This window comes from Shewanella sp. GutCb (genome assembly GCF_002836135.1).
Lineage (GTDB): Bacteria > Pseudomonadota > Gammaproteobacteria > Enterobacterales > Shewanellaceae > Shewanella.
Genome location: NZ_PJBL01000011.1, coordinates 41382 through 65029, shown reverse-complemented (window position 1 = coordinate 65029; position 23648 = coordinate 41382). Strand labels below are relative to the sequence as shown.

At 42.3% G+C, this 23648-nt stretch carries 16 protein-coding genes; 8 read left to right on the top strand and 8 right to left on the bottom strand.

Annotated elements, in window-relative coordinates; all coding sequences use genetic code 11:
* Positions 1-677: 677 nt before the first annotated feature.
* Positions 678-2081, bottom strand: a complete 1404-nt coding sequence (locus CXF86_RS06945) for a methyl-accepting chemotaxis protein (protein WP_101089535.1) — start codon at positions 2079-2081, stop codon at positions 678-680.
* A 658-nt stretch (positions 2082-2739) separates the two neighbouring features.
* On the bottom strand, positions 2740-3384 hold the full coding sequence (locus tag CXF86_RS06935; protein WP_101089537.1) for a LysE family translocator: 645 nt from the start codon (positions 3382-3384) through the stop codon (positions 2740-2742).
* Positions 3385-3668: 284 nt separating this feature from the next.
* Here CXF86_RS06935 and CXF86_RS23150 point away from each other — a divergent pair, with 284 nt between their 5' ends.
* Positions 3669-4190 (top strand): type II secretion system protein, encoded by a 522-nt coding sequence (locus CXF86_RS23150; RefSeq protein WP_101089538.1) that lies wholly within the window; start codon positions 3669-3671, stop codon positions 4188-4190.
* A 316-nt stretch (positions 4191-4506) separates the two neighbouring features.
* Positions 4507-5436: a DUF1186 domain-containing protein gene (locus tag CXF86_RS06925; protein WP_101089539.1), complete on the top strand. Its 930-nt coding sequence runs from the start codon at positions 4507-4509 to the stop codon at positions 5434-5436.
* A 242-nt stretch (positions 5437-5678) separates the two neighbouring features.
* Here the strand turns inward: CXF86_RS06925 and CXF86_RS06920 are convergent, their stop codons facing one another.
* Positions 5679-8837 carry a DUF3427 domain-containing protein gene (locus CXF86_RS06920; protein WP_102038660.1) on the bottom strand — a complete coding sequence of 1053 codons (3159 nt, stop codon included), beginning with the start codon at positions 8835-8837 and terminating at the stop codon, positions 5679-5681.
* A gap of 132 nt (positions 8838-8969) precedes the next feature.
* Here CXF86_RS06920 and CXF86_RS06915 point away from each other — a divergent pair, with 132 nt between their 5' ends.
* Together CXF86_RS06915 and CXF86_RS06910 are read left to right on the top strand one after the other, a co-directional pair.
* A complete protein-coding gene (locus CXF86_RS06915; protein ID WP_102038659.1) occupies positions 8970-9317 on the top strand; it encodes a hypothetical protein in 348 nt (115 codons plus the stop codon).
* 739 nt (positions 9318-10056) lie between these two features.
* The gene (locus CXF86_RS06910) at positions 10057-12645 is read left to right on the top strand and encodes a helicase-related protein (RefSeq protein ID WP_102038658.1); all 2589 of its coding nucleotides are present in this window, start codon (positions 10057-10059) and stop codon (positions 12643-12645) included.
* A 457-nt stretch (positions 12646-13102) separates the two neighbouring features.
* Here CXF86_RS06910 and mnmE read toward each other — a convergent pair whose 3' ends face one another.
* The 5 genes from mnmE to rpmH form a co-directional block, all read right to left on the bottom strand.
* Positions 13103-14464, bottom strand: coding sequence for a tRNA uridine-5-carboxymethylaminomethyl(34) synthesis GTPase MnmE (gene mnmE, locus CXF86_RS06905; RefSeq protein WP_101089162.1), 1362 nt, complete (start codon positions 14462-14464; stop codon positions 13103-13105).
* Positions 14465-14579: 115 nt separating this feature from the next.
* Entirely contained in the window at positions 14580-16214 is a 1635-nt protein-coding gene (gene yidC / locus CXF86_RS06900; RefSeq protein ID WP_101089163.1) for a membrane protein insertase YidC, read from the bottom strand.
* A gap of 3 nt (positions 16215-16217) precedes the next feature.
* Complete coding sequence (gene yidD / locus CXF86_RS06895) at positions 16218-16472, bottom strand: membrane protein insertion efficiency factor YidD (RefSeq protein ID WP_101089164.1); 255 nt, start codon at positions 16470-16472, stop codon at positions 16218-16220.
* Positions 16439-16795, bottom strand: a complete 357-nt coding sequence (gene rnpA / locus CXF86_RS06890; RefSeq protein WP_101089174.1) for a ribonuclease P protein component — start codon at positions 16793-16795, stop codon at positions 16439-16441. Before rnpA ends, yidD begins: the two co-directional genes overlap by 34 nt.
* 12 nt (positions 16796-16807) lie before the next feature.
* Entirely contained in the window at positions 16808-16945 is a 138-nt protein-coding gene (gene rpmH / locus CXF86_RS06885) for a 50S ribosomal protein L34 (protein ID WP_101089165.1), read from the bottom strand.
* 445 nt (positions 16946-17390) lie between these two features.
* Here rpmH and dnaA point away from each other — a divergent pair, with 445 nt between their 5' ends.
* From dnaA to gyrB, 4 genes are all read left to right on the top strand, one after another.
* Positions 17391-18776 carry a chromosomal replication initiator protein DnaA gene (gene dnaA, locus CXF86_RS06880; RefSeq protein ID WP_102038657.1) on the top strand — a complete coding sequence of 462 codons (1386 nt, stop codon included), beginning with the start codon at positions 17391-17393 and terminating at the stop codon, positions 18774-18776.
* Positions 18777-18795: 19 nt separating this feature from the next.
* Positions 18796-19896 (top strand): DNA polymerase III subunit beta, encoded by a 1101-nt coding sequence (dnaN, locus tag CXF86_RS06875; RefSeq protein WP_101089167.1) that lies wholly within the window; start codon positions 18796-18798, stop codon positions 19894-19896.
* 116 nt (positions 19897-20012) lie between these two features.
* Positions 20013-21095, top strand: coding sequence for a DNA replication/repair protein RecF (recF, locus tag CXF86_RS06870; RefSeq protein WP_101089168.1), 1083 nt, complete (start codon positions 20013-20015; stop codon positions 21093-21095).
* Between the two features lie 16 nt (positions 21096-21111).
* Positions 21112-23529, top strand: a complete 2418-nt coding sequence (gyrB, locus tag CXF86_RS06865; RefSeq protein ID WP_101089169.1) for a DNA topoisomerase (ATP-hydrolyzing) subunit B — start codon at positions 21112-21114, stop codon at positions 23527-23529.
* The last annotated feature ends 119 nt before the right edge of the window (positions 23530-23648 follow it).

Genomic DNA, 23648 nt, shown 5'->3' with positions numbered 1-23648 from the left:
TCGAACGATGCCAATAGGTTTATAAGAGTTGCCTAGCAAGAGTGATTACAGTGCTAATCATTGGGTTTATAGAGTGAACGTATTAGCTTTTTATCGCATATAGCAGGTAGTTTTCGTCAGCGTTATTGGTCATTTTCCACAGGGTTAAAGCTCATTCCTTCTGCTTTTACACTGCGTAAACCGTGGGGCGTGAATCTCTTTCGGTGTAACGAAAAAAACGCCAATCGCGAGTCCCTATGGGTAGGTAATGCATCAGATATTCGGCGCTGATATGCCTATCAGGTATGATTTTATTATGCGGTTAAGTGTCGGCATGATCAGCAATCTACCCGGCTTAAGTCATTGGCAGCAGGTATTAATCAATGCTTCTTGATCGTCTACATGTTCGATGACCTCAGTGTTGAGTACAACATCATACTGATTAGTCACACTTATTAGCTCTTTCTCTCCAGTAGTTAATAGTGATTCAGCTAAACGATGCCGATAGTCTACCGTCACGGAGTTACTGTGAGCATGCCAGAACCGAGGCGCAATAGAGGGCCTTGCCTCTGAAATACTACATTCTCGCTGAGCGAACAATTTTTATTCTGATTGGTATAAGATTGATTTTAATGAAAAAAAAGCTGTCGAGTCACGAATGACATCGACAGCTTACATTAATATTAGACGTTAAGATCTTAGACTTTGAGATCTTTCATCAGATTTTCTAGCACATCGGCTTGGCTGTTTAAGGTTTCTATTTCGCTGGCTGTTTGAGTCACCATTAAGGCAACACTTTCTGAACCTGTTCGCACCAGATCCACATCGGAGGCGATATTGTCTGCCACGGCGCCTTGTTCTTCGGCTGCTGCGGCAATTTCAACACTGCGATCGGCGATATATTGGTTCTGACTCGTTATTTGGCTGATGTTCTTACTCACCGACTCCATGAGGGACTCACTGGTTTCGGCTTCCGCGACCGTCTGCTTCATCACTGTAATGAGGCCCTGACTGTTACTCTGCAGTGCTTCGATCATCTTCTGAATTTCTACTGTGGCAGTTTGTGTTCGACCGGCCAGGGTGCGTACTTCATCCGCGACAACAGCAAAACCTCGTCCCTGTTCACCCGCTCGAGCGGCTTCGATAGCGGCATTGAGTGCGAGTAAGTTTGTCTGCTGAGAGATGGCATTAATAGTGGAAACTACATCATCGATCTGTGAGGCACTCGAGTCCAAATCTGCTACGGCACCGGATGCGGCATTAATTTCTGAGGTCAGCTTTTTAATTGCTCTCTGAGTCGACTCTACCTGAGATAGTCCTAATGTTGCGGTTTGGGTAGCATCACTGGTTTGAGTCGAAGAATCATGGGCATGACTCGCCACCTCACGAATAGAGGAGGCCATCTGTTCGGTTGCACTGGCCAGTGAATCGATACGTTCTTGCTGTTGACTGGTTAATGTGGCGTTTTCATTACTACGTTGACGCAACTGAGAACTGATCTGTTGAATAAGGGCGATGGCTTCCTGAGTGGTTTTTACCAATACATGTTCACGTTCCGAAACTCTATCGATCGTCTGAGCAATAATGTTGAATTCATTACGCGCCGGAGCATAAGCAATGCGGGATGCGAGATCGCCATCGGCCAGACGTTTAACAGCATCGTAGATATTAAAGAGGGCACCGCCCATAAATGATCTAATGTAATAATAGCTGATGATGATAAAGCCGATACAAAACAGGATGATGGCGTAATGGCCGAGACCTAAGGTAGAGAAAATCCCTGGTAACGGTTTGGCGCTTATAGACACGTTTGTATTGGGAACTTGAGTGGCGTATGCCCCCTGATTTCCAAGCTTGAGGTTACTGTTAGCGAGAATACCAGACAGCTCATTTTGACTTAATTCTGTTTTAGATATCAGATTAGATACCAAATGAATTTCTTGCTGTAATTGTTTATTTTTCTGATCTTGTTCGGCACTGATTAAAGTTAGGCTAACGATAAGCATTACCAGCAGCGAAGAGAAAAACAGGATTAAAAAATTCTCCTGTAATTTGATATTTACCAGAAACTTGTCTATCCAACGGAAAGCGACTTCTTTCATTATGATCATCCTAAATTTGGCGTGATAGTTGGCTGGCCATCCTGGCTCAAATTATATTGCTTTAACAGTAAGCAGCACTTTGTCTACTTGTTGCTACAGCTTGAAAATATTTTACTTCAATAGATGCTTTGTTAGAACAAGATTGAGGTAAAAGTGTTAATGAAAATTCGATCTAATATCAGGTTTTTCTTCATTTTTTCTGTCACAGAACAAAAGAAAATGGAGTGTTCATTAGCCATCTTCATGATGGTGAACATATCAACTCTTGCTTTATAAAAGTAAAATACCGAGCCTCAAATCAACAAAGTATTAACAAATAAATTATTTGAATACAGCTTATTAAAATAATTTGAAGGTATTTATCTGGCCATCTCTTTTATCACTTTCGAAAACACTATGGCTGGGGGGGAATGAGGTCATCGCTGCCCTCAGCGTATGTTCTTTATCGACCAAACTCGCCAAATATTGAGGGAGTGTTCGCTAATAAAAAAAATAGTTCTAGGTGACTCTTCTGTAAAACGGCTGGGAAAATCTTATGGTTTTGTTTTTGCGGGAGTTGTATCTGAGGATCATGACGGCAAAAAACGAGAAATGACTACGGGAGATTTATTCCCGTAGTCATCTATAACCGGCTGTGCCAGTTTATCAATTATATTACTTAGCTCATGGTTTGAACTTGGGAGGCCAACAACCAGATGGCGAGGGCAAAGAATATAAAGCCCATAAACTTATTCTGATTCGCCCTGAATTTCTCATTTTTCAATAGTGGTTTACCCAGGCTTCCAACCATAGCGACAAGCAGTAGGTTAAACAGTAATCCCATCACATTGAGCAATAAGCCCAAAGCTAGCATCTGCTCACCTGAACTTGCGCTTAGTTGAGTTGAAACAAACTGTGGTAGAAACAATACAAAGAAGATCAGTGCCTTTGGGTTTAACAAATTACTCATCACCGCTCGGCGATATAACTGTTTAGCCAGATTATGTTGTTGTTCTATCTCTGGTGTTTCAGCTGCAGAACTGCGCATGCAATCCCAACCCATCTTCAGTAGATAGGCGGCACCTAAAATGCGTAATAACTCTAGTGCCATTGGGTTCATAGCCACTAAAGCTGACACGCCCATAGCTGCAAGAAAAGTCAAAATAAGGCCCGATGTGGCATTACCTAAACTGGCATACACGCCTACTTTTTTACCATAGCTCAAGCTTGAGCTGGCGATAAGTAACATGTCAGGCCCAGGAATTAACAGCAGGGCGACTACGGTAGTTAAATAAAGAGGAAGTAAAGCCAGATCGATCATCATTAATGCACTATATAAAAGGAAAGAATCAAACAAGGCGCGGATTCTACAGTTATCCAACATGAATGAAAGTCATGTAGTGTTTAAATGAGAGCTACAGTTGGCAGGCTTTGTTTACGCGAGTACAAGCCGCTTTAGGCCTGGCGCGACTCAGGTTGATATTTTTAATAGGTTAGAGGCTGTATTTATTCCTTTTTGCATAATTTGAGTTAGTTAACCATTTGCGAATTACCTTTTTAAAATGGATAGTATTCAATATAATAGTGTTCCACTTATTGTTTAATAAAATGAACTATTCAATGCGGAAAAATGGTTTTACTCTTATAGAGTTAGTTGTGACTATTATTATTTTAGGCATACTTTCTGTGATCGCAGTCCCTCGTTTTATTGAACTACAATCAGATGCTCGAATTTCATCTTTAAAAGGCTTAAAAGCCGAGATGAATGGCGCTATGAGTGTGCTATATGCCAAGTCAGTTTTACAAGGCTTAGAGAGCAAGCCTAAACCCGCTCCAGGTGAAGATAACGTTATCATTATCGATGGTGAAGACATTGATTTAGTTTACGGTTATCCCGCTGCTGATGCCGCTAATAGCTGGAGTAAACTGATCATGGCCAAGTTTGAAGATTCGGTGTTTAACTCCGAACGACCAGCTGATTGGTATTTTAATAATAATCCAGCCAAGCCATTTATCCGTTTTATGCCACAAACTAAGAAATTCAGTGGTGATAATTGCTACCTCAAGTATACCGAGGCACAAAGCCCTACCACACCACCAGTATTTGAGATTGTCGATTCAGGTTGTTAATACGACTCACGTTAATTAGCCACTAATGTTGCAGCATCTTTCCAAAGGGAACTGGGCATAGGGTCATGCCGTTCCCAAGTTATATTCATAGCTTGCGCACCGTTGGTTCCGATTTAGTTAATCTAATTTAAGTTTATAAATCCCATGGTATTTCCATTCTCGTCTCTATTGGACTCTCGCAGCCACTGCATGAGTTGTTTAACCATTTTTTATGCTCAATATTGGCCTATCCGTTGCTATAACCATTTTACTTGGGGCTTTAGGGTCCTCTTTTGCTACTCTATGAGACAACATCACCTTTTACCTTGAATGTAATATGAAATTAGCTGAGATAATGACCACTCTAAGTCGTGGCGACTTAACAACACTCCCTATTGATGCTTTGCAGGCGGCAAGGCTGCAGTGGCCTGAGCTACTGCCGGTTATCGATGAATTGATGCAGAGGTTTATCGTTAAAGAGGAGTTGACCGATCCTGAGTCGAACCTTCTTTTCTTCGGGTTATGCCTTATTGTCGATCGTAAGCAATATAGTTGTTTTGATTCGCTGATCAATCTCACTAACAAGGACGACTGTAATAGTCCGTTAGAAGTGCTACTCGGTGACTTTATCGCTTCAGATCTTTCCACTGCTTACTACATTTTGGCCGAGGGTAAGCCTGAGCAACTTTGTTTATTAGTTAACTCTGATCAAGCGGGCGAAATCGTTAAGATGTCAGCCTTAAGTGCGCTCTTTTCTCAGCTGCATACCGACCAAATTGATAGAGAGACACTTAATCAAAGTGTTCCTGGCTTTATCGAAAATCTGCTCAAAAGTAATCACTCAATAGCACTTTTTGAATTGATTAATCTGTTAATTTCTAATGAGTTTAATCAATACCATAGCCAGTTTGTTGGTTATGTTAAAAGCAAAGTGATAGACGAAGGCCCTGCAGAGAATCAGTGCATCATCGATTGGGATAATCAGTCTATCGGTTATTCAGAGTGGGAAAGTGGTCTAATTAGCGGGGATTATGATGTTATCGACTCCCTAAGCCAGTGGGCGGGTTTCAACTCAGAATCTGATATGAATGATGATGACCTAATGGCAGTTTTTGACGACCTGATGAATACGCCAAAGGAACTTGACGATAGCTATTTTGAAAACCTTGATGCTAAGCAGCCTTTTGTTGCCGATATTCAAGCCGGTCGCAATGATCCCTGTCCCTGTGGCAGTGGCAAGAAATACAAGAAGTGTTGTTTGAATTAGACCGCTGCTAAACAAAGAGTTGGTTGTTGTATATTCATACGGTTGAAAGCATTTTTTGTTAGGTGTTGGTTTAATTTATAATCCGCGGTTCGCAGAAAGTGCAGATGCTTCAGCGAGTAGCCGCAAGTACTTCTGACCTAGGAAATGCCTAATAATGTCGGGAACATTATTGGCCTTGTTTTGGAAGCTCGCAGCCGTATCTACACTTATTATCTAAAAGCTGAATACTTCGGCAATTTTATTTAGCTATTTGCTAGTTTTGCAGCATCTTTCCATAGATAGCTGGGCATAGGTTCATGCAACTCCCAAGTTATATTCATAGGTTGGGAGCCGCTAGTTTCTGCCAAATTGACCCAACCTAAGTTTACAAATCCCATTGTATTTCCATTCTCGTCCTTATTGGACTCTCGTACCCAGAGCATGAGATTTTTACCTATTTTTTTATGCTGAATATAGGCCAGTCCTTTGCCTTTATCTGGTCTGGCTGAGTTCTGAGTTTGCCAATGGAAGTGAGTAGGGCTCATTGCATAATCGTGATAAAGCGTTGTTGGTGAAAAATGTTGATCCGACTTCTGCAAAGTAACAAACAAGAGTTCGACATTGAGCTCTTGTAAATTGAATACTCCTTCGCGACTCACCGCTTGTTTTTCGAAACTTGAACCACCTAATCCCGTAATAATTTGCTCTCGTGTATAGCGAGCATTAAGCTGAATTGGACAGGGAAAGTCTGCTTCAAGTTTTTGAATTTTGGTATCGTTATTATCAAGTAAATAATTGATAATCTGTATTAATTCACTTTGATATTCAGGATGATAAAGTGCAGATAAGCTTTCAGATAAGGATTTATAACCTAGTTTATCACCTGCACAATTCCAAAAATCATAGTGACACATCAAAGCCATTTTCTGCTCTATTGGATCGTCATTATCGATCCACTTAAAGTTATTTATTGCTAGTGAACGAATAAAAATTAGGTAAGTTCTAGCATCACAGCTCATTAAACTGTTGCTAATGGCTTTGTGATAATTTTCGGCGATTGGGGTTTCATCTACTTTTTCTATTAATTTTAGATCGCTTAACAAACGAGTCCACCCTCCACCATCTTTAGGTTTTTTCTTATAAATATCATTAAGCTGAATATTAGGATTAAATTTTAAAAAATTACTCAACGTCAACTTTTGATTTGTATGATGTTGAAAATTATTAATATATGATTTTAATCTTTGCTGGTTTAATGTTGCTTTCCTAATATTTTCTAAGATTATCTCTTTGGTTTTTTTCTGCAGTTCAATGTGGCATCCAAGTGGAAGGTGCGGAAAACCGTGCTCTATTTCTTTGCTTATGGCGGTATGTGTCTTTCCTATTAGGGCTCTGAACTTCTGTGAAAAATCATATTCGGCTCTAGCATTACCGACAAAATCCAACACAGTGACACATTCTTTGCCATCGTTATGGCGTAAGCCTCGGCCTAGCTGTTGCAAAAATATAGTTAAGCTTTCTGTTGGTCGTAAGAAGAGTAGGGTATCTATTTCTGGAATATCGACGCCTTCGTTGAATATATCGACAACACAGAGAATATTAATATTTCCTAATTGCAGATCTTGTCTTACAGCATGCCTTTCAGAAGCATTTTTGCTGGTAAGTACCGCGCTCGGTATTCCTTTGAGGCAAAACTTTTCAGCCATATATCGAGCATGATCTTGGTTGACACAAAAAGCCAATGCACGCATTTCTAAAGGCTTAGTTACAAGCTCATCAATATTTTGAAGTATTTTCTGTAGCCGTTGATCATTTTGGGTATAGAGCTGAGTCAACTCACTTGGGTTGTAACGGCCATTTTCCCACTTAACCTGTCGTAGATCGGTATTATCGTCTATGCCAAAATATTGAAAAGGGCATAAATGCCTTAGATTTATTGCTTCAGGTAATCTGAGTTCTGCTGCTATCACACCACCAAAATCATCCAATATACTTTTGCCGTCATGACGTTCGGGTGTAGCGGTGAGTCCGAGCAAAATAGTGGGGGTAAAATGGTTGATGAATTTTCGATAACTATCAGCTGATACATGATGAACTTCATCAATCACAATAAAATCATAATAATCTGAATGTAGCTTTATATTGTCTATTTGATTATTAAAGCTCTGAATTGATGCAAAAAGTTGATTGTATGAATCTGGTTTATGTTGTCCTACCCATAACTCGCCAAAATTAGGCTGTTTTAGTACAGCTCTAAAACTTTCGAGTGCTTGTTTTAATATCTCTTCTCTATGAGCAATAAATAGAATTTTTGCTGTAGGGTTATTTTGATAGAAACGTTTGAAATCAAAAGCTGATATCAGCGTTTTCCCCGTACCTGTAGCGGCGACTATCAGGTTCCTATTTCGACCATGAATATTCCGCTCAGCATCTAATCGTTCTAATATTTCAATTTGATGTTGATGAGGCGCTAAATCGAAAAATACGGTACTTGAAAGATCTTTATCTCCACGACCAACACTAAGTGAACGCTTTAGCTTGCTACTCGCTTTATCTGAACCATCGAAAAACTCAAATTCAGGTTGCTGCCAGTATGTTTCAAATGTACTGAATGTCTTCTCAATTATGTGTGGGATTTCTTGATTGGTTATCTTTAAGTTCCACTCGAGTCCATTAGTGAGTGCTGAACGTGAAAGGTTTGATGATCCAATATAGCCAGTATGAAACCCTGAATTTCGCATGAATAGATAGGATTTAGCATGAAGACGTTCTTGGTTATGGTTATAGCTTAATTTAACTTCGGTGTTAGGTAACTTAGCTAGCCATTGAACGGCTTTAAGATCCGTTGCCCCCATATACGATGTCGTAATAATTTGAAGTTTATGTTTGTTATTACTCGTAAAAGTTCGAAGTTCATCCATGAAAATTCTGAGGCCGGTCCATTTAATAAATGAAACAATCCAACAGATTCTATTGGAAGATAATATTTCACGCTTTATTTCACTTTCCAGTGAAATGCCTTGGTTACTACCGCAGAATAACTCGCTTTGTGTGAGGCCGGTAAGTGGAGTTATTTTATCAATATGTGCGGATAATTTGGCAGCAACAGGATCTTGTTTATCAAAGATGGCTGTAAGCAGTTTTGCCGGTTGGGCTACGGTGTAATCTGATAAATCTAAATTATCGACCTTTTCCTGAAGCCAATAGATAAGCTCATTAGCAAGCCCTATTTGGGCTAATGGTGAGTCTTTTGTATGTTTTGATTCAGATATTGCGAGATGAAAAACATGAACTAATGCGCGAGTTAACCAAAGAGTTTGCTCGGTGGTTTCTATCTTTCGCTCTGAAAAATAGAAATTATCTTTATCCAGCTTATTACTGATAACTTTAGTTATTAGTTGTTCATAAATACCTGTTTGCATTAAAAAACTCAATTATGCCTAGATTGATAGGAACTATGCCAGGTAGGTTGTTTTTTGCAAGTTACATGTATCAAACTAGTAATTATTTAATAAACTATAATTAAGTATCGAAAAGCTCGTGGGTGTTTCTCTATGCTGCAATACAAACAAGAGTTTGGTGAAGGTTTTGATCTGGGGTTTGAGCTTCGTGACTTCCCGTTTCTGGAGGATAAAAGTTGGAAAGATGAAGCTTGTCCGAGCTTTATGCTCAAAAGTGGGGATAGATACCTAGTCCTCTGGGTCGATTATCCAAATAAAGAGGAACGAGAGAACACGATTACGAGTCGCTACTCCATCGTTACCGCCACTAATCTTGGCTCTGCACACGAACCTGAAATCTACCATGATGAGCATAGTTTCACCCTGTTCGAAACCGAAGAGCCTGAATCGCTGGCTCTATATCTATCCAATTTATCAATCGAACCTTTTTATCCCGTTTAGAAATATCTAAGTCATTCAATCGAAGTGATAATTTAGCATGAGGCAAATAATAGGTTTAATCGCCTCATTTGTTGAGGCGAATAGCCTATTTAATTGACTCATCACTGAAAATATCCGAATCGGTCATCATAAATAAATGCTAAATAGAAGTGATACTCTGCTTATAAGCAGCCAGTGTAGATACAGCTGCGAGCTTCGATGACAGGGTGAGGTATCACGAAGTGATAGTCTTCGAACGTGAGGCAAGGATGCCGAACTGGCTTTTAAACATGGAGGTTGTTTGAAATCGCTGAGCCCACAGGGCCCATTTTGTTCCTTACAAAATTTGGCATTTCCTCCACTGACCCATAGGGATATGGGAAATGTCTTTAAAGCGTCTGGAACGCTTAAGACCCTGTAGGTCAGATGTGCTTGCGGCGACTCGCAGAAGTATCTGCATGGAGGCGATAGATTACCTTTCTGCTAAGCCAAGCATAACTTTATCGAAGAATACAAAAGCTGATGAAACCTAAAAGTTCTTTCAATCTTGTGAACAGACAAGGTGCAGACGACAGGTGTACAATATGTCAAAGCCATGAATAACATCTTCATAAGCCAGCAAACAGATCCATTAGTCCTCAAGTAGCCCAATAAGATCAGCGCCAACATCGCCGGCCCCAAGAATCGTAAATACTTCGATTATAAATTAGCCGATAAGCCTTCCAACCTCTATGTTAATAATTAGCCATACGCGACCACTATGAAAAAGCAGCCTCAAGCCGAACAGTGTCAATCACCGCAAGCTCCTCTTCCCAGCGATTCTTTCGCTATCGACTCTTTACCGATAGATGCACTCTATGATGAGTTTAAATCTGCCATTAAAGACCATCACTTGGTGGTTGAGTCTGATACGGGGTCGGGTAAATCGACGCGTTTACCGCTTTGGTGTGCTGAACCTGAGAGTGATGGCAGAAGAAGGCGAGTGTTGGTGGTGGAGCCTAGGCGGGTGGCGTGCTTGGCGTTGGCGAGTTTTGTCGGCGAGTTAGCTAAAGGCTCTTTATCAAAAGGTGCTAGGCCGTTAAACGTAGGCCATGCCATTCGTTTTGATTCAACTGTTGATGAAAATACCGATATTGCCTTTGTGACGCCGGGTATCGCGTTGCGTTGGCTGTCTATGGAGGGGTCGTCACTGCAACACAATGGTATAGATGAAAAAGCGGGCTTGGCTTGTTTTGATACGGTGATTATTGATGAGTTTCATGAGCGCCGTTGGGATACCGATTTACTGTTAGCATTACTTAAAAAGCGTGCACAACACCGTTTAATTCTCACGTCTGCGACGATTGATGGTGCAAGGTTGAATGACTACTTGTCTGATTCTATTGGAGTTAAGTCCAAGAGGTTGTTGGCAAAAGGTAGAATGTTTCACGTGGAACTAACGTACCAGTCAATGGACAGTCAGCAGTTACCGGATATATCCAGTTTAGAGCAAAAGGTCAAAACCGCACTGACATCACTTCTGAGTAAAACGACTGGCGATGTTCTGGTGTTTTTACCCGGTAAACGCGAAATCCAATCTTGTTTACAGGCGTGTCAGTCTTTATCTCTATCAACGTCATCAACGGGTAGCACACCCCATATTGATCTGGTTGCGCTACATGGCGGAATATCTGCCACTGAGCAACAGTCGCTGTTAGCCAATGCGGATACACAGCGGGTTATTTTTGCGACCAATATTGCTGAAACCTCTTTGACTATTCCTGGCGTGACGGCCGTGATTGATTCAGGGCTTGAGCGGCGCACACATCAACGTAATGGTCGAACGGTGTTGTCGTTGGCCCGAATATCAAGAGCCAGTACTGATCAACGAAAAGGGCGCGCGGGCCGAACTCAAGCGGGCTTATGTGTGCGTTTATGGGGTGAGCACGCGCCATTAGAGGCGATGACACCACCAGAACTACAGCGCGAAGAGTTAGTTGAACCTATGTTGGCCGCGGCATGCAGTGGTGTGCGCTTAGCGGAATTAACCTTTGTTGATGCGATTAACAGTAAACCGCTAGCAATAGCAGAAAGCCGCTTACTTGCTATGGGGGCCATTGATAATCAGGGCAAAGTCACTGCTCATGGCAGAAAGTTATTCCCGTTGCCGATAGATACGCAGTTCGCGCATTTGATTAGTGCTATGCCAGATGATGAATGCACTGAGTTAATGGTGGATTTAGCTGCGGCGATTAGTGTGCCACAGCGTTTGTATCAGCAACCAACGGCAGAATACGATGTTAAGTCGCTGCATGAATGGGAACCGCTGGGATGTGACGCATTTACCCTGGTTAAATTGATTCGAGAGCCGGCTGTCGATTTTGTTAATATTGACCATCACGGCATTAAAGAAGCCCGCAGGCTAGCGAACCAAATTAGACAAGGTTTAGGTCTGCCTAAACTGAATAAGGCCGCGGTGTTAGATCGTAAATCAGAGGCTTTGCGAACTCGTTGGTTGTTGGCGGTGATTAAGGCACTACCAGAACTGGCGTTTGTTCGGCGTATTAAACGGGTACAAGCGTTAGGTAATGGCTTTAGTGAAGTACAGATAGGCCGTGATAGCCGCTTTAGTGCTGAACTTAAAGATTATGCCGGTAAAGAGGCGGCAATTGCTGCGGTGGTATTTGACCAACACTCTATTGCGGGTAAAGGGGTGAAGCAAACATTGAACTTGGCTTCAATAATGGCGCCCATTTCAACTCAGCTAATTTGCCAAGCGGGATTAGGTGAAGACAGGTTAGCTGAAAATAAAGAGCGCTCATCGACGCGTAAAGTGCTTATCGAGCGGCTATATGCTGGCAGAGTGATAGATTCTCGTTTTGAGCGGGCATCGGGTGAGCAGGCGACAGAGGCTATTGCCCGTAGCATTATACAAGGGCGTGAATTGTCAGGTGTTGCTAAGCGCTTAACGGCTGATATTGCGGCATGGAATATATGGTTTGCACTGGGAAAAACAGCAGAGTTTGAAAATGAGATTAAACAGCCTTTAGTGCTCGATACTTATCTTAAAGACAAGCTGGTGCAATTAGGGGTTGAGAGCTTTGAGGATTTAAGCTTGCTTGAGGGTGATGATTTACTGTTTGACGGTATCCCTGATTGGCAGCGCGAAGAGTTTGATCAGCTCTATCCTGCGGTACTGCAATTGCCTGAGCTTAAGTTGACGGTTGCGTATGAACCAAAACGAAAGCTGGTTATTTTAGATTACGTTAAAGGTGGCCGTAAGCAGGGGCCTACACGTTGGGAATTACCGCGCTGGATAGGTTGGAAGATCCAATACCGCAAAGCGAGTCGTGTTATTGATATCAAGTAATATTGGCGTAGATCTTCGAGTAAAGATCAATACGACTAATTGATGATCTTAACTACTGCTGATCCACTTTTACACAGGCTGAAATATTTAAAGTTTTTTTTCTGAGTATAACTTATCAAGAAAGATCTATTTTCTGCATTTTTTTTGAGGATCGTTATTAATGTTCCATCAGATTTAATCATTAAATAACAGTGGTTTATGTAATTTTAGTGCAGAGGGGGAGATCTGTTCACCGATCGTGTTTGCTTGTTGATATCTCTGTTGATACTTGTATTTAACGATCTTACTTTTAGTGGTCTATAAAGGGAGGTTTACAGTTGGCGATCAATTGCGATCGCGGTGTAAATATAGGCTTACATTGGGGGCTTGAATGTCAGTCTAGATCCTGACATTAAGATCTAGACTAAGGGATGTTTTACTGCTGTAGCGGAGTTACAGAACAATATTTTGCAGGGCGTTATTTACCAATACAAAAAGAGCTAAAAATCTTTCCTAATAGGTCATCTGAAGTAAATTTGCCAGTGATCTCCGATAATGCCATTTGAGTCATGCGTAGTTCTTCGGCCAATAACTCGCCTGCTTGATAGACTTCGAGTTGTTCTTTACCTAATTGGAGATGGCTGCTAGCAAGGTCAAGTGCTTCTAAATGGCGACGACGCGCGATAAAACCACCTTCTAGATTACTTTGATAACCCATTAAGGATTTTAGGTGTTGTTGCAGCGTTGCTACACCTAGGCCCGTTTTAGCCGATATACGGTGAACGGGGTGTCCTGCTTCTTCGGTAACATCCAATGTTTCGCCAGTGAGATCGGCTTTATTACGGACGACTGTTATACCTAAGTTTTTTGGTAGGCGATCGATAAAGTCTGGCCAAATTTCGTGAGGATCAACGGCGGTCGTCGTGGTGCCATCAACCATAAACAATACTTGATCGGCGGTTGTTATCTCGTCCCATGCGCGTTCAATACCTATCTTTTCAACGGTATCGACAGTATCACGCAAGCCCGCGGTATCAATGATGTGCAGTGGCATGCCGTCTAGGTGAATATGTTCGCGCAATACATCGCGAGTGGTGCCTGCTATTTCGGTGACAATAGCGGACTCTTTACCGGCGAGAGCATTGAGTAAGCTTGATTTACCTGCATTAGGACGGCCTGCAATAACCACTTTCATGCCTTCACGGATGATAGAACCCTGTTTGGCACTTGCTTGCACTGAATCGAGCTGAGTGATGATCCGGTACAGCGATGCCGCGACTTTGCCGTCAGATAAAAAATCGACTTCTTCATCTGGGAAATCAATGGCAGCCTCAACGTATAAGCGTAGGTTGGTGGTCTGTTCGACAAGTTCGTGTACTTGGGTTGAAAATTCGCCCTGTAGCGAGTTTAAAGCACTTTTAGCTGCTTGTTCGCTAGTGGCATCAATTAGGTCTGCAATCGCTTCTGCTTGCGTTAGGTCAAGCTTGTCGTTCATAAAAGCTTGCTCGCTGAACTCACCGGGTTTGGCGATACGCAAGCCCGTGGTTTCCATCACACGCTTAATGAGCATATCAAGCACGATTTGGCCACCGTGACCTTGAAGTTCTAGTACGTCTTCACCGGTAAATGAGTTAGGGCCTTTAAAATATAAAGCGATACCTTGGTCGATAACCTCGCCTTGGTCATTTTTAAAGTCACAGTAGTCGGCATAACGGGTTTTAGGTATGCGCCCAATTACCGCCATAGCCACATTGCTAGCTAAGTCGCCAGACACTCGAATAATACCGACACCGCCACGACCTGGAGCGGTCGCTTGTGCCACGATAGTATCTGTTGTCATTACTGTGTTTCCTAGTTCAAATATGAAAGGTGATTAACAAAAAGTGTTTCTCATTAAATGAGAAAAGCGGCTGATACCGAAGTATCTAGCCGCTTTGCTTAGTTGGAACTAAGAGTTATTTTAACCCTTTCTTCGCCAAGCCAGCATAGATAATCTTCTGCTGTGTAATCGCGACTAAGTTACCTACCAACCAGTATAGAACCAGACCCGCTGGGAACCATAAGAAGAATACAGTAAAGATAACCGGCATCCACTGCATCATCTTAACTTGCATTGGATCCATAGTCGGTGCCATTGGCTGCATTCTTTGCATCACAAACATTGAGATACCCATTAGAATAGGCATCACATAGTATGGATCTTGTACTGATAAATCAGTAATCCATAACATGAATGGTGCATGACGTAGCTCGTAACTTTCTAACAATACCCAGTATAGAGCGATGAAAATTGGCATTTGTAGCAAGATTGGTAGACAGCCACCCATAGGGTTAACTTTCTCTTTCTTGTACAGTTCCATCATCGCTTGACCCATCTTCTGACGGTCATCACCCATGCGTTCTTTCATTTCCGCAAGTTTAGGCTGTAGATTACGCATCTTCGCCATAGAGGTGTATTGCGCTTTCGTTAGTGGATATAACATGCCACGAACGGTAAGCGTAATAAGGATAATTGCCACACCCCAGTTGCCCACAAATGATTGATAGAACATCAATAACCAGTGAATTGGAATGGCTAGCCACCAAAGGAAACCGTAGTCAACAACCAGATTTAATGATTCAGAGATAGCAGATAGCGCTTCTTGATCTTTAGGGCCGACATAGAACTGGGCTTTAATGGTCTGTTCGCTACCAGGTGCGATATCATATAGCGCGCCACGGAAACCGATGTTAGCTAATCCGCCCGCGCTTACGCTTGAGAAGATAACGTTTTTATCAGTTGCTGGTGGTACCCAAGCAGAAACGAAATAGTGTTGTAGCATTGCTGCCCAACCACCAAGAGTCGATTTGTCTAGGTTCTTATCAGCCATATCGTCGAAGCTGTATTTCTCATAGCGTGTATCTGCTGTTGAGAATGCGCCACCACGATAAGTCGGCATCATCATGCTGCTTTCGCTTTTCTTGATGCTGTGCTTGATTTGGCCATACATCTGAACTTGAAGCTGTGCACTAGAGCTGTTGTTGATTTGGTAAGCAACATCAACATTATGTTTACCGCGGTAGAAGGTAAACATTTTAGTGTAGGTCACACCGTTAGGTGCTAAGTAGGTTAATGGCACATTTAATGTGTCTTGGCCTGCTGCTAAGTCAAAATCACGGGCTGTGCTATCGAAATGTGCACGACCTGTAGTACTGCTGTCGATACCATCACGACCAATTAGACCACTTTGAGCGACATAATAGATGTCATTAGTTTGCTCTAGCAGAACAAATGGGTCTTCAGCTTCTTCTTTCAGTTTATGAGACAGCAAAGCTGAATAAACGATGTCACCGCCAATTGGATCAATTCTGATTTCAAGTTGGTCAGTGGTCACAGTGATGAGTTCTTTAGAAGCGGTAATCACTTCTGGTAATGCTGAATCAGCATTTGGAACATCTGAACTATGAGCATCGGCGACAGTAGACGCCGCTACTGAAGATTGAGTTTGCGCTACAACCGGTTGAGGAGCTTGATCCGTTTGCCATTGTTGCCAAAGTAAAAAGCTGACAAAAAGCAGACCGATAAGCAATATATTGCGTTGAGATTCCATAGCCTATTTATCGCACCTATTTTTTTTGTGAGGGACGGGGTCTTCACCACCCGGATGTAAAGGGTGACATTTTAATATGCGTTTCGCTGCAAACCAACATCCTGTCACAAATCCATGCAAACGAATTGCTTCTATTGCATAGTGTGAACATGTTGGATTGAACCTGCAACGAGGTCCCAGCATGGGACTTATGAGTACTTGGTAGCCACGAATAATCGTAGTTGCTAGCCATTGTAACGGCGAGAGAGTTTTCGCCATAGCTTTTCTACCAATTTTTTGAGTTCTGCACTTTCCATATCAAGTACGCCATTTCTGACGAGCACAACGATATCTACAGCGGGAAGATCATGCTGATGTAAACGAAAATTATCTCTAATTACACGTTTAATACGGTTTCGTTGATGAGCTTTCTTTACATAACGCTTAGCAATCGTTAGTCCTAAACGTGGATGTTGTTCAGAATTAGGAATAGCAAGTAAGGTTATTTCAGCGGAAGACGCTTTGATAGGTTTGGTAAAGACAGATTTAAATTGCGCGGGAGTTAACAAACGTAACTCCCGCGTAAAGGTATAGCTGGTCACTTGCATCTCTACTTAAGCAGAAAGACGAGTGCGACCTTTAGCACGGCGACGTGCGATAACCTTGCGGCCACCTACAGTAGCCATACGAGCGCGGAAGCCGTGAGAACGCTTGCGCTTCAGGTTGCTAGGTTGAAAAGTACGTTTACTCATTATGGCAATCCGTCTTTGTTAGGTTAATAAACCTTAGTCTCTAGAAATTAGAGGTAAGGGCAAAAAAGAGGCCGAATTGTAATCACTTTAATTGAGCACGTCAATACGCAATCGACTTAAGTGATTAAATAATGCCATCTCCGTTTTTTCTTCGAACATTAAAAACTACTATAAAATGTGGATAACTCTGTGAGTTACCACTATATCTAGTGGTTCCACTGATCTAAAAGCAGATCGAAGTTAATCTATTATAGATCGTTCTGGATCGCTTTATAAAGCTGGATTTGAGGGTTTTTGCTATATTTTTGATCGCAGCAGATCCCTTAAGATCGAGATCTTATCGATTGCCTTATCTATCTGGGGATAAATATATTTAAAGGATAGCGATCAGCGTGATCTCACTATAGAATACACCTCTTTTGTAAGATGTTTTGGGGATAAGTACGTGGCGGTTTCACTTTGGCAACAATGTATCGCAAGGCTGCAAGATGAGCTTTCTGCTCAGCAATTCAGTATGTGGATAAGACCGTTACAGGCAGAGATGGAAGGCGATACGCTTGTCATATATGCACCTAACCGTTTCGTTTTAGATTGGGTTAGAGACAAATACCTTAATATCATCAATCAATTCTTTATTGAACAAATGGGTGCTGATGCACCTAACTTGCGCTTTGATATAGGCAGTCGTCCATCGGCTAAGCCAATTGTGCAGGCTACCGCTTCGATCAGAAGTCGACCTGCGGTTAGACAAGCGGTAGAGAAACCTATTTTTAATACTCCGCATTCTGCTCCAGCGCCCTCGGCTAATCATCGTAGCAACATTAATCCGACCTACCAGTTTGATAACTTCGTTGAAGGTAAATCAAACCAATTAGGTAAAGCGGCTGCAATGCAGGTTGCTGAGAATCCGGGCGGTGCTTACAACCCACTGTTTCTTTATGGCGGTACTGGTTTGGGTAAAACCCACCTTTTGCACGCCGTGGGTAATGGCATTATTAAGAACAAGCCTGATGCTAAAGTGGTTTACATGCATTCAGAGCGTTTTGTACAGGATATGGTTAAAGCCCTACAAAACAATGCAATTGAAGAATTTAAGCGTTACTACCGCAGTGTTGATGCACTCTTTATTGATGACATTCAATTCTTTGCCAACAAAGATCGTTCACAAGAAGAATTTTTCCATACCTTTAACGCACTATTAGAAGGTAATCATCAGATCATTCTGACGTCAGATAAGTATCCAAAAGAGATCGACGGTGTTGAAGATCGTCTTAAATCTCGTTTCGGTTGGGGCTTAACGGTTGCTATTGAACCACCTGAACTAGAAACTCGTGTGGCGATCTTGATGCGTAAAGCACAAGAGAGTGGCATTAACTTACCTGATGAAGTGGCATTCTTTATTGCTAAGCGTTTGCGTTCTAATGTTCGTGAGCTTGAAGGCGCGTTAAACCGTGTTATCGCTAATGCGAACTTTACCGGTCGTCCAATTACTATCGATTTCGTCCGCGAAGCATTACGTGACTTACTTGCACTGCAAGAAAAGCTGGTCACTATCGATAATATTCAAAAGACCGTGGCTGAGTACTATAAAATTAAAATGGCTGATATGTTGTCGAAGCGTCGTTCACGCAGTGTGGCACGTCCAAGACAAATGGCGATGGCATTATCAAAAGAACTTACCAACCAAAGCTTGCCTGAGATTGGTGATGCATTTGGTGGCCGTGACCATACAACCGTTTTACATGCATGTCGTAAAATTGCGCAGTTGCGTGAAGAAAGTCATGACATTAAAGAAGATTATGCTAACTTGATAAGAACCTTATCTTCTTAATATCAGGGAGTTGAAACGAATGAAATTTTCTATTGATAGGGATGCCCTATTAAAGCCACTTCAGTTAGTTAGTGGAGCGGTGGAGAGACGTCACAACTTGCCTATTCTGGCGAACCTTTTAGTAGAAGTAAGTGCTCACTCACTTAAGTTGACTGGCACCGATTTAGAAGTTGAATTGGTGGGTGAAGTTCAACTTGAGGGTGACGTCATTGAAGGGCGAACCACGGTTCCAGCGAAAAAATTTCTAGATATTGTTAAGTCTTTACCTGATCTGGTCGAGCTTAAGATTGAACAGCAAGAAAACCGTTTATTGTTACGTTCTGGTCGCAGCCGTTTTACGTTGGCAACCTTGCCTGCTGAAGAGTACCCGAATGTAGAAGCGTTTACAGCTGATATTGAATTTACCCTCAAGCAAGGCACGATGAAGTCCTTGATTGATGCGACTCAGTTCTCAATGGCTAATCAAGATGTACGTTACTACCTCAATGGCTTGTTATTAGAGACCGAAGGTAATGTTTTGCGTGCTATCGCAACCGATGGTCACCGTCTTGCTTTGAGTCATCGTATTATTGACGCCACTTTGCCTGAAAAGCAGGTAATTGTGCCGCGTAAAGGCGTGTTAGAGCTGATGCGCTCGTTCGAAGGTGATGATTTAGATGTCACCATCGCTATTGGTGACAACGCCATTAGAGCGACGACAGCGACTGCTGTGTTTACCAGTAAGCTGGTCGACGGACGTTTCCCTGATTATCGCCGAGTGTTGCCAAAAGGCGGCGATAAGATTGTTATTGCCAACCGTCTGCAGCTTAAACAGGCGTTGCTACGTGCTTCTATTTTATCGAATGAAAAGTTCCGTGGTGTGCGAGTACAGTTAGAAAACAACCTGATTAAGATCACTGCCAATAACCCTGAACAGGAAGAAGCGGAAGAGATCTTAGATGTTGAATACGAAAACACTCCGTTAGAGATTGGTTTTAACGTCAGTTATCTACTGGATGTATTAAACAACTTACCTTCTGATGACGTGCGTATTACGCTTATTGATGGTAATTCAAGCGCACTTATCGATAATCACATAGAGCAGAACTCTATGTATGTTGTTATGCCAATGCGCTTATAACAGACTGTTTTATTCTGCTTTAGAGACCAGATAAAGTACTTCGACACACCGTCGGCTTTATCTGGTATAAATGACCACTTCAGAAAAATCCTCCCCGTTGCATTTAAAGGGTATTAATGAGCCTTAACCGTCTTCATATTGAAGCTTTCCGTAATATTGTCTCTGCCCAGTTGCAGCCAGGTGAAGGGCTCAATTTAATTTATGGCAAAAATGGCAGTGGCAAGACCAGCATTTTAGAAGCCATCTATTTTTTGGGAATGGGGCGCTCTTTTCGCAGTCATCTGTCGCAGCGAGTTATTCAACATGATCAAGATGCGCTGACGTTATTTGCCAATATGCAAACCGGTGAAGAGGACAGTAAGATAGGCCTCAGACGTTTTAGAAGCGGCGAGATTGAAGTTAAAATTAATGGCGATAAAGTGAAACGTTTATCGACGTTAGCGGAAACATTACCGATTCAGGTGATCACTCCCGAAAGCTTTTCATTGCTTTTTGAGGGGCCAAAAGCCAGACGGCAGTTTATTGATTGGGGTGCGTTCCATTCTGACCCTCGTTTTTATGCGGCATGGGTAAATGTACGACGAATTATAAAGCAACGAAATCAGTTGCTCAGGGATGAATCGCCCTATAGTTCGATACAATTTTGGGATAAAGAATTTATTCGTTATGCTGAACTGGTTACCGATATACGAAAGCAATATGTAGACTCGTTAAATGAGCTACTTAAGGGTATAATCGAAGAGTTTTTACCTCAGGTTGATGTGAAGGTTTCTTTTACCCGAGGATGGGATAGTAAAACAGAGTATGCACAGCTGCTCGAGACGCAGTATCCCAGAGATTTAGCCACAGGCTTTACCGTCAGCGGACCTCATAAAGCGGACTTAAGGTTGCGGGTAGGAACACTACCTGCACAAGATGCTTTGTCCCGCGGACAGTTGAAATTGTTAGTCTGTGCATTGCGTATTGCACAAGGAAAGTTGCTCAAACAACAAATAGATAAAAAAAGTATTTATCTGGTGGATGATCTTCCATCGGAATTGGATGCACAGCATAGAAAACTATTGCTACAGCAGTTAGCAGATACCGGGGCACAAGTTTTTGTCACGGCAATCGAACCAGCAGCAATAGTCGATTCGTTAATCACGCCGCCAAGTAAGGTGTTCCATGTGGAACATGGGTGTGTAACGGTAATTGAATAACCGACGAGAGTATAATATGTCAGAGAATAGTTATGATTCTTCGAGTATTAAGGTATTAAAAGGCCTTGATGCGGTACGTAAAAGACCAGGAATGTACATTGGTGATACCGATGATGGCACCGGTCTACATCACATGGTATTCGAAGTGGTCGATAACTCTATCGATGAAGCATTAGCCGGCCACTGTAACGACGTCATTATTACTATTCATGCCGATGGTTCCGTTTCGGTTAAAGATGATGGACGTGGTATCCCAGTTGCGATTCACCCAGAAGAGGGTATTTCTGCGGCTGAAGTGATCATGACGGTACTGCATGCTGGCGGTAAGTTCGATGATAACTCGTATAAAGTTTCTGGTGGTCTTCACGGTGTAGGTGTTTCAGTGGTAAACGCACTCTCTAGTAAGGTGCAGTTGACCATTCGTCGTGACGGTAAGCTTTATGAGCAATTTTACACCCACGGTGTACCTGATGCGCCTGTTAAAGAGATTGGTGATTCGACTAATACCGGTACTGAGCTAAGATTCTGGCCAAGTACCGATACGTTCACCAATGTCCTGTTTCATTTTGAGATTCTTGCCAAGCGTGTCCGTGAACTGTCTTTCCTAAACTCAGGTGTAGGTATTCGCTTAATTGATGAGCGTGATGATAAAGATGAGTTCTTCAAGTACGAAGGCGGTATTAGTGCGTTTGTTGACTACTTAAACGTTAACAAGACACCGGTAAACAAAGAAGTTTTCCATTTTATTCATGAGCGTGACGACGGTATTACCGTTGAAGTGGCTATGCAGTGGAATGACGGTTTCCAAGAGAATATCTTCTGTTTTACTAACAACATTCCTCAGCGCGATGGTGGTACTCACTTAGCGGGTTTCCGTGGTGCGTTGACGCGTAACCTGAACAACTACATGGAAAAAGAGGGTTATAACAAGAAGGGCAAGACTAACGCGACTGGCGATGATGCTCGTGAAGGTTTGACCGCTGTTATCTCTGTTAAGGTTCCAGATCCTAAATTTAGCTCACAGACCAAAGACAAATTGGTGTCGAGTGAAGTTAAAACGGCTGTTGAGCAGACAATGGGTGAGCAGTTAGCTGATTACCTAGTTGAACATCCAAATGAAGCTAAGTTGATTGTTGGTAAGATCATCGATGCATCTCGTGCTCGTGAAGCGGCGCGTAAAGCCCGTGAATTGACACGTCGTAAAGGCGCATTAGATTTAGGTGGTTTGCCAGGTAAGTTGGCCGATTGCCAAGAGAAGGACCCAGGTCTTTCTGAAATATACATAGTGGAAGGTGACTCTGCTGGCGGATCAGCCAAGCAGGGACGTAACCGTAAGAACCAAGCGATTCTTCCGCTTAAAGGTAAGATCTTAAACGTTGAAAAAGCACGTTTTGATAAAATGTTGTCTTCGCAAGAAGTGGTCACGCTGATTACTGCACTCGGTTGTGGTATTGGCCGTGATGAATATGATCCTGATAAGACCCGTTATCACAACATTGTTATCATGACCGATGCCGACGTCGATGGCTCGCACATTCGTACCTTGCTATTGACCTTCTTCTTCCGTCAAATGCCTGAGCTTATTGAACGTGGTTATATCTATATTGCACAGCCACCTTTGTACAAAGTGAAAAAGGGTAAGCAAGAGCAGTATCTAAAAGATGATCCTGCACTAACTGAGTACCTAACGACTCAAGCATTGGATAACGCTAATGTTTATCCTTCGCAAGGTGCACCAGGTATGTCTGGCCAGCCGCTAGAGACATTGGTTAAGCAGTACCGCGAAGTAGAAGCGGTTATTAAGCGTCTTGAAAAGCGTTACCCAACTAACATTGTTGACTTGATGTTGTACCACCCAACATTAACTAACGAGATGTTGAGTGATGAAGCACAAGTTAAAGTTTGGTCTGATGCCTTTATTGCTGACTTAATTGAAAAAGAGTCTGGCGGTATCTTGTATAGTGCAGAGCCTATTCTTGATCCAGAGCGTCAGGTTTATCTACCAAAAATTACTATTCGTAAGCATGGTATTGATACTAACTATCTGTTCACATATGACTTTTTCCAGTCTACCGATTATCAGCGCATTGTTAAGTTAGGTGCTGAGATTGATGGTCTAGTTGAAGCTGGCGGTTATGTTCAGCGTGGCGAACGGACTAAAGATGTCACTAGCTTTATTGAAGCACTTGATTGGTTAATGAGTGAAGCTAAACGTGGTCAATATATCCAACGTTATAAGGGATTGGGTGAGATGAACCCTGAGCAGTTGTGGGAAACTACAATGGATCCAGAGTCTCGTCGTATGCTGCAAGTGACCATTGAAGATGCGATTGGTGCTGACCAGTTATTCACTTGTTTGATGGGTGATCACGTTGAGCCTCGTCGTGAGTTTATTGAGTCTAACGCGCTTAACGTGGCTAACTTAGACGTATAGTCTTATTGCGAAAGTACTTACTTTGCAAATAGTGAAATCGGCGCATACAGCGCCGATTTTTTTTGTTGTATTGCATATTAGTCTTTACCACAGCCTTAACAGTGGTGGATATTATTACT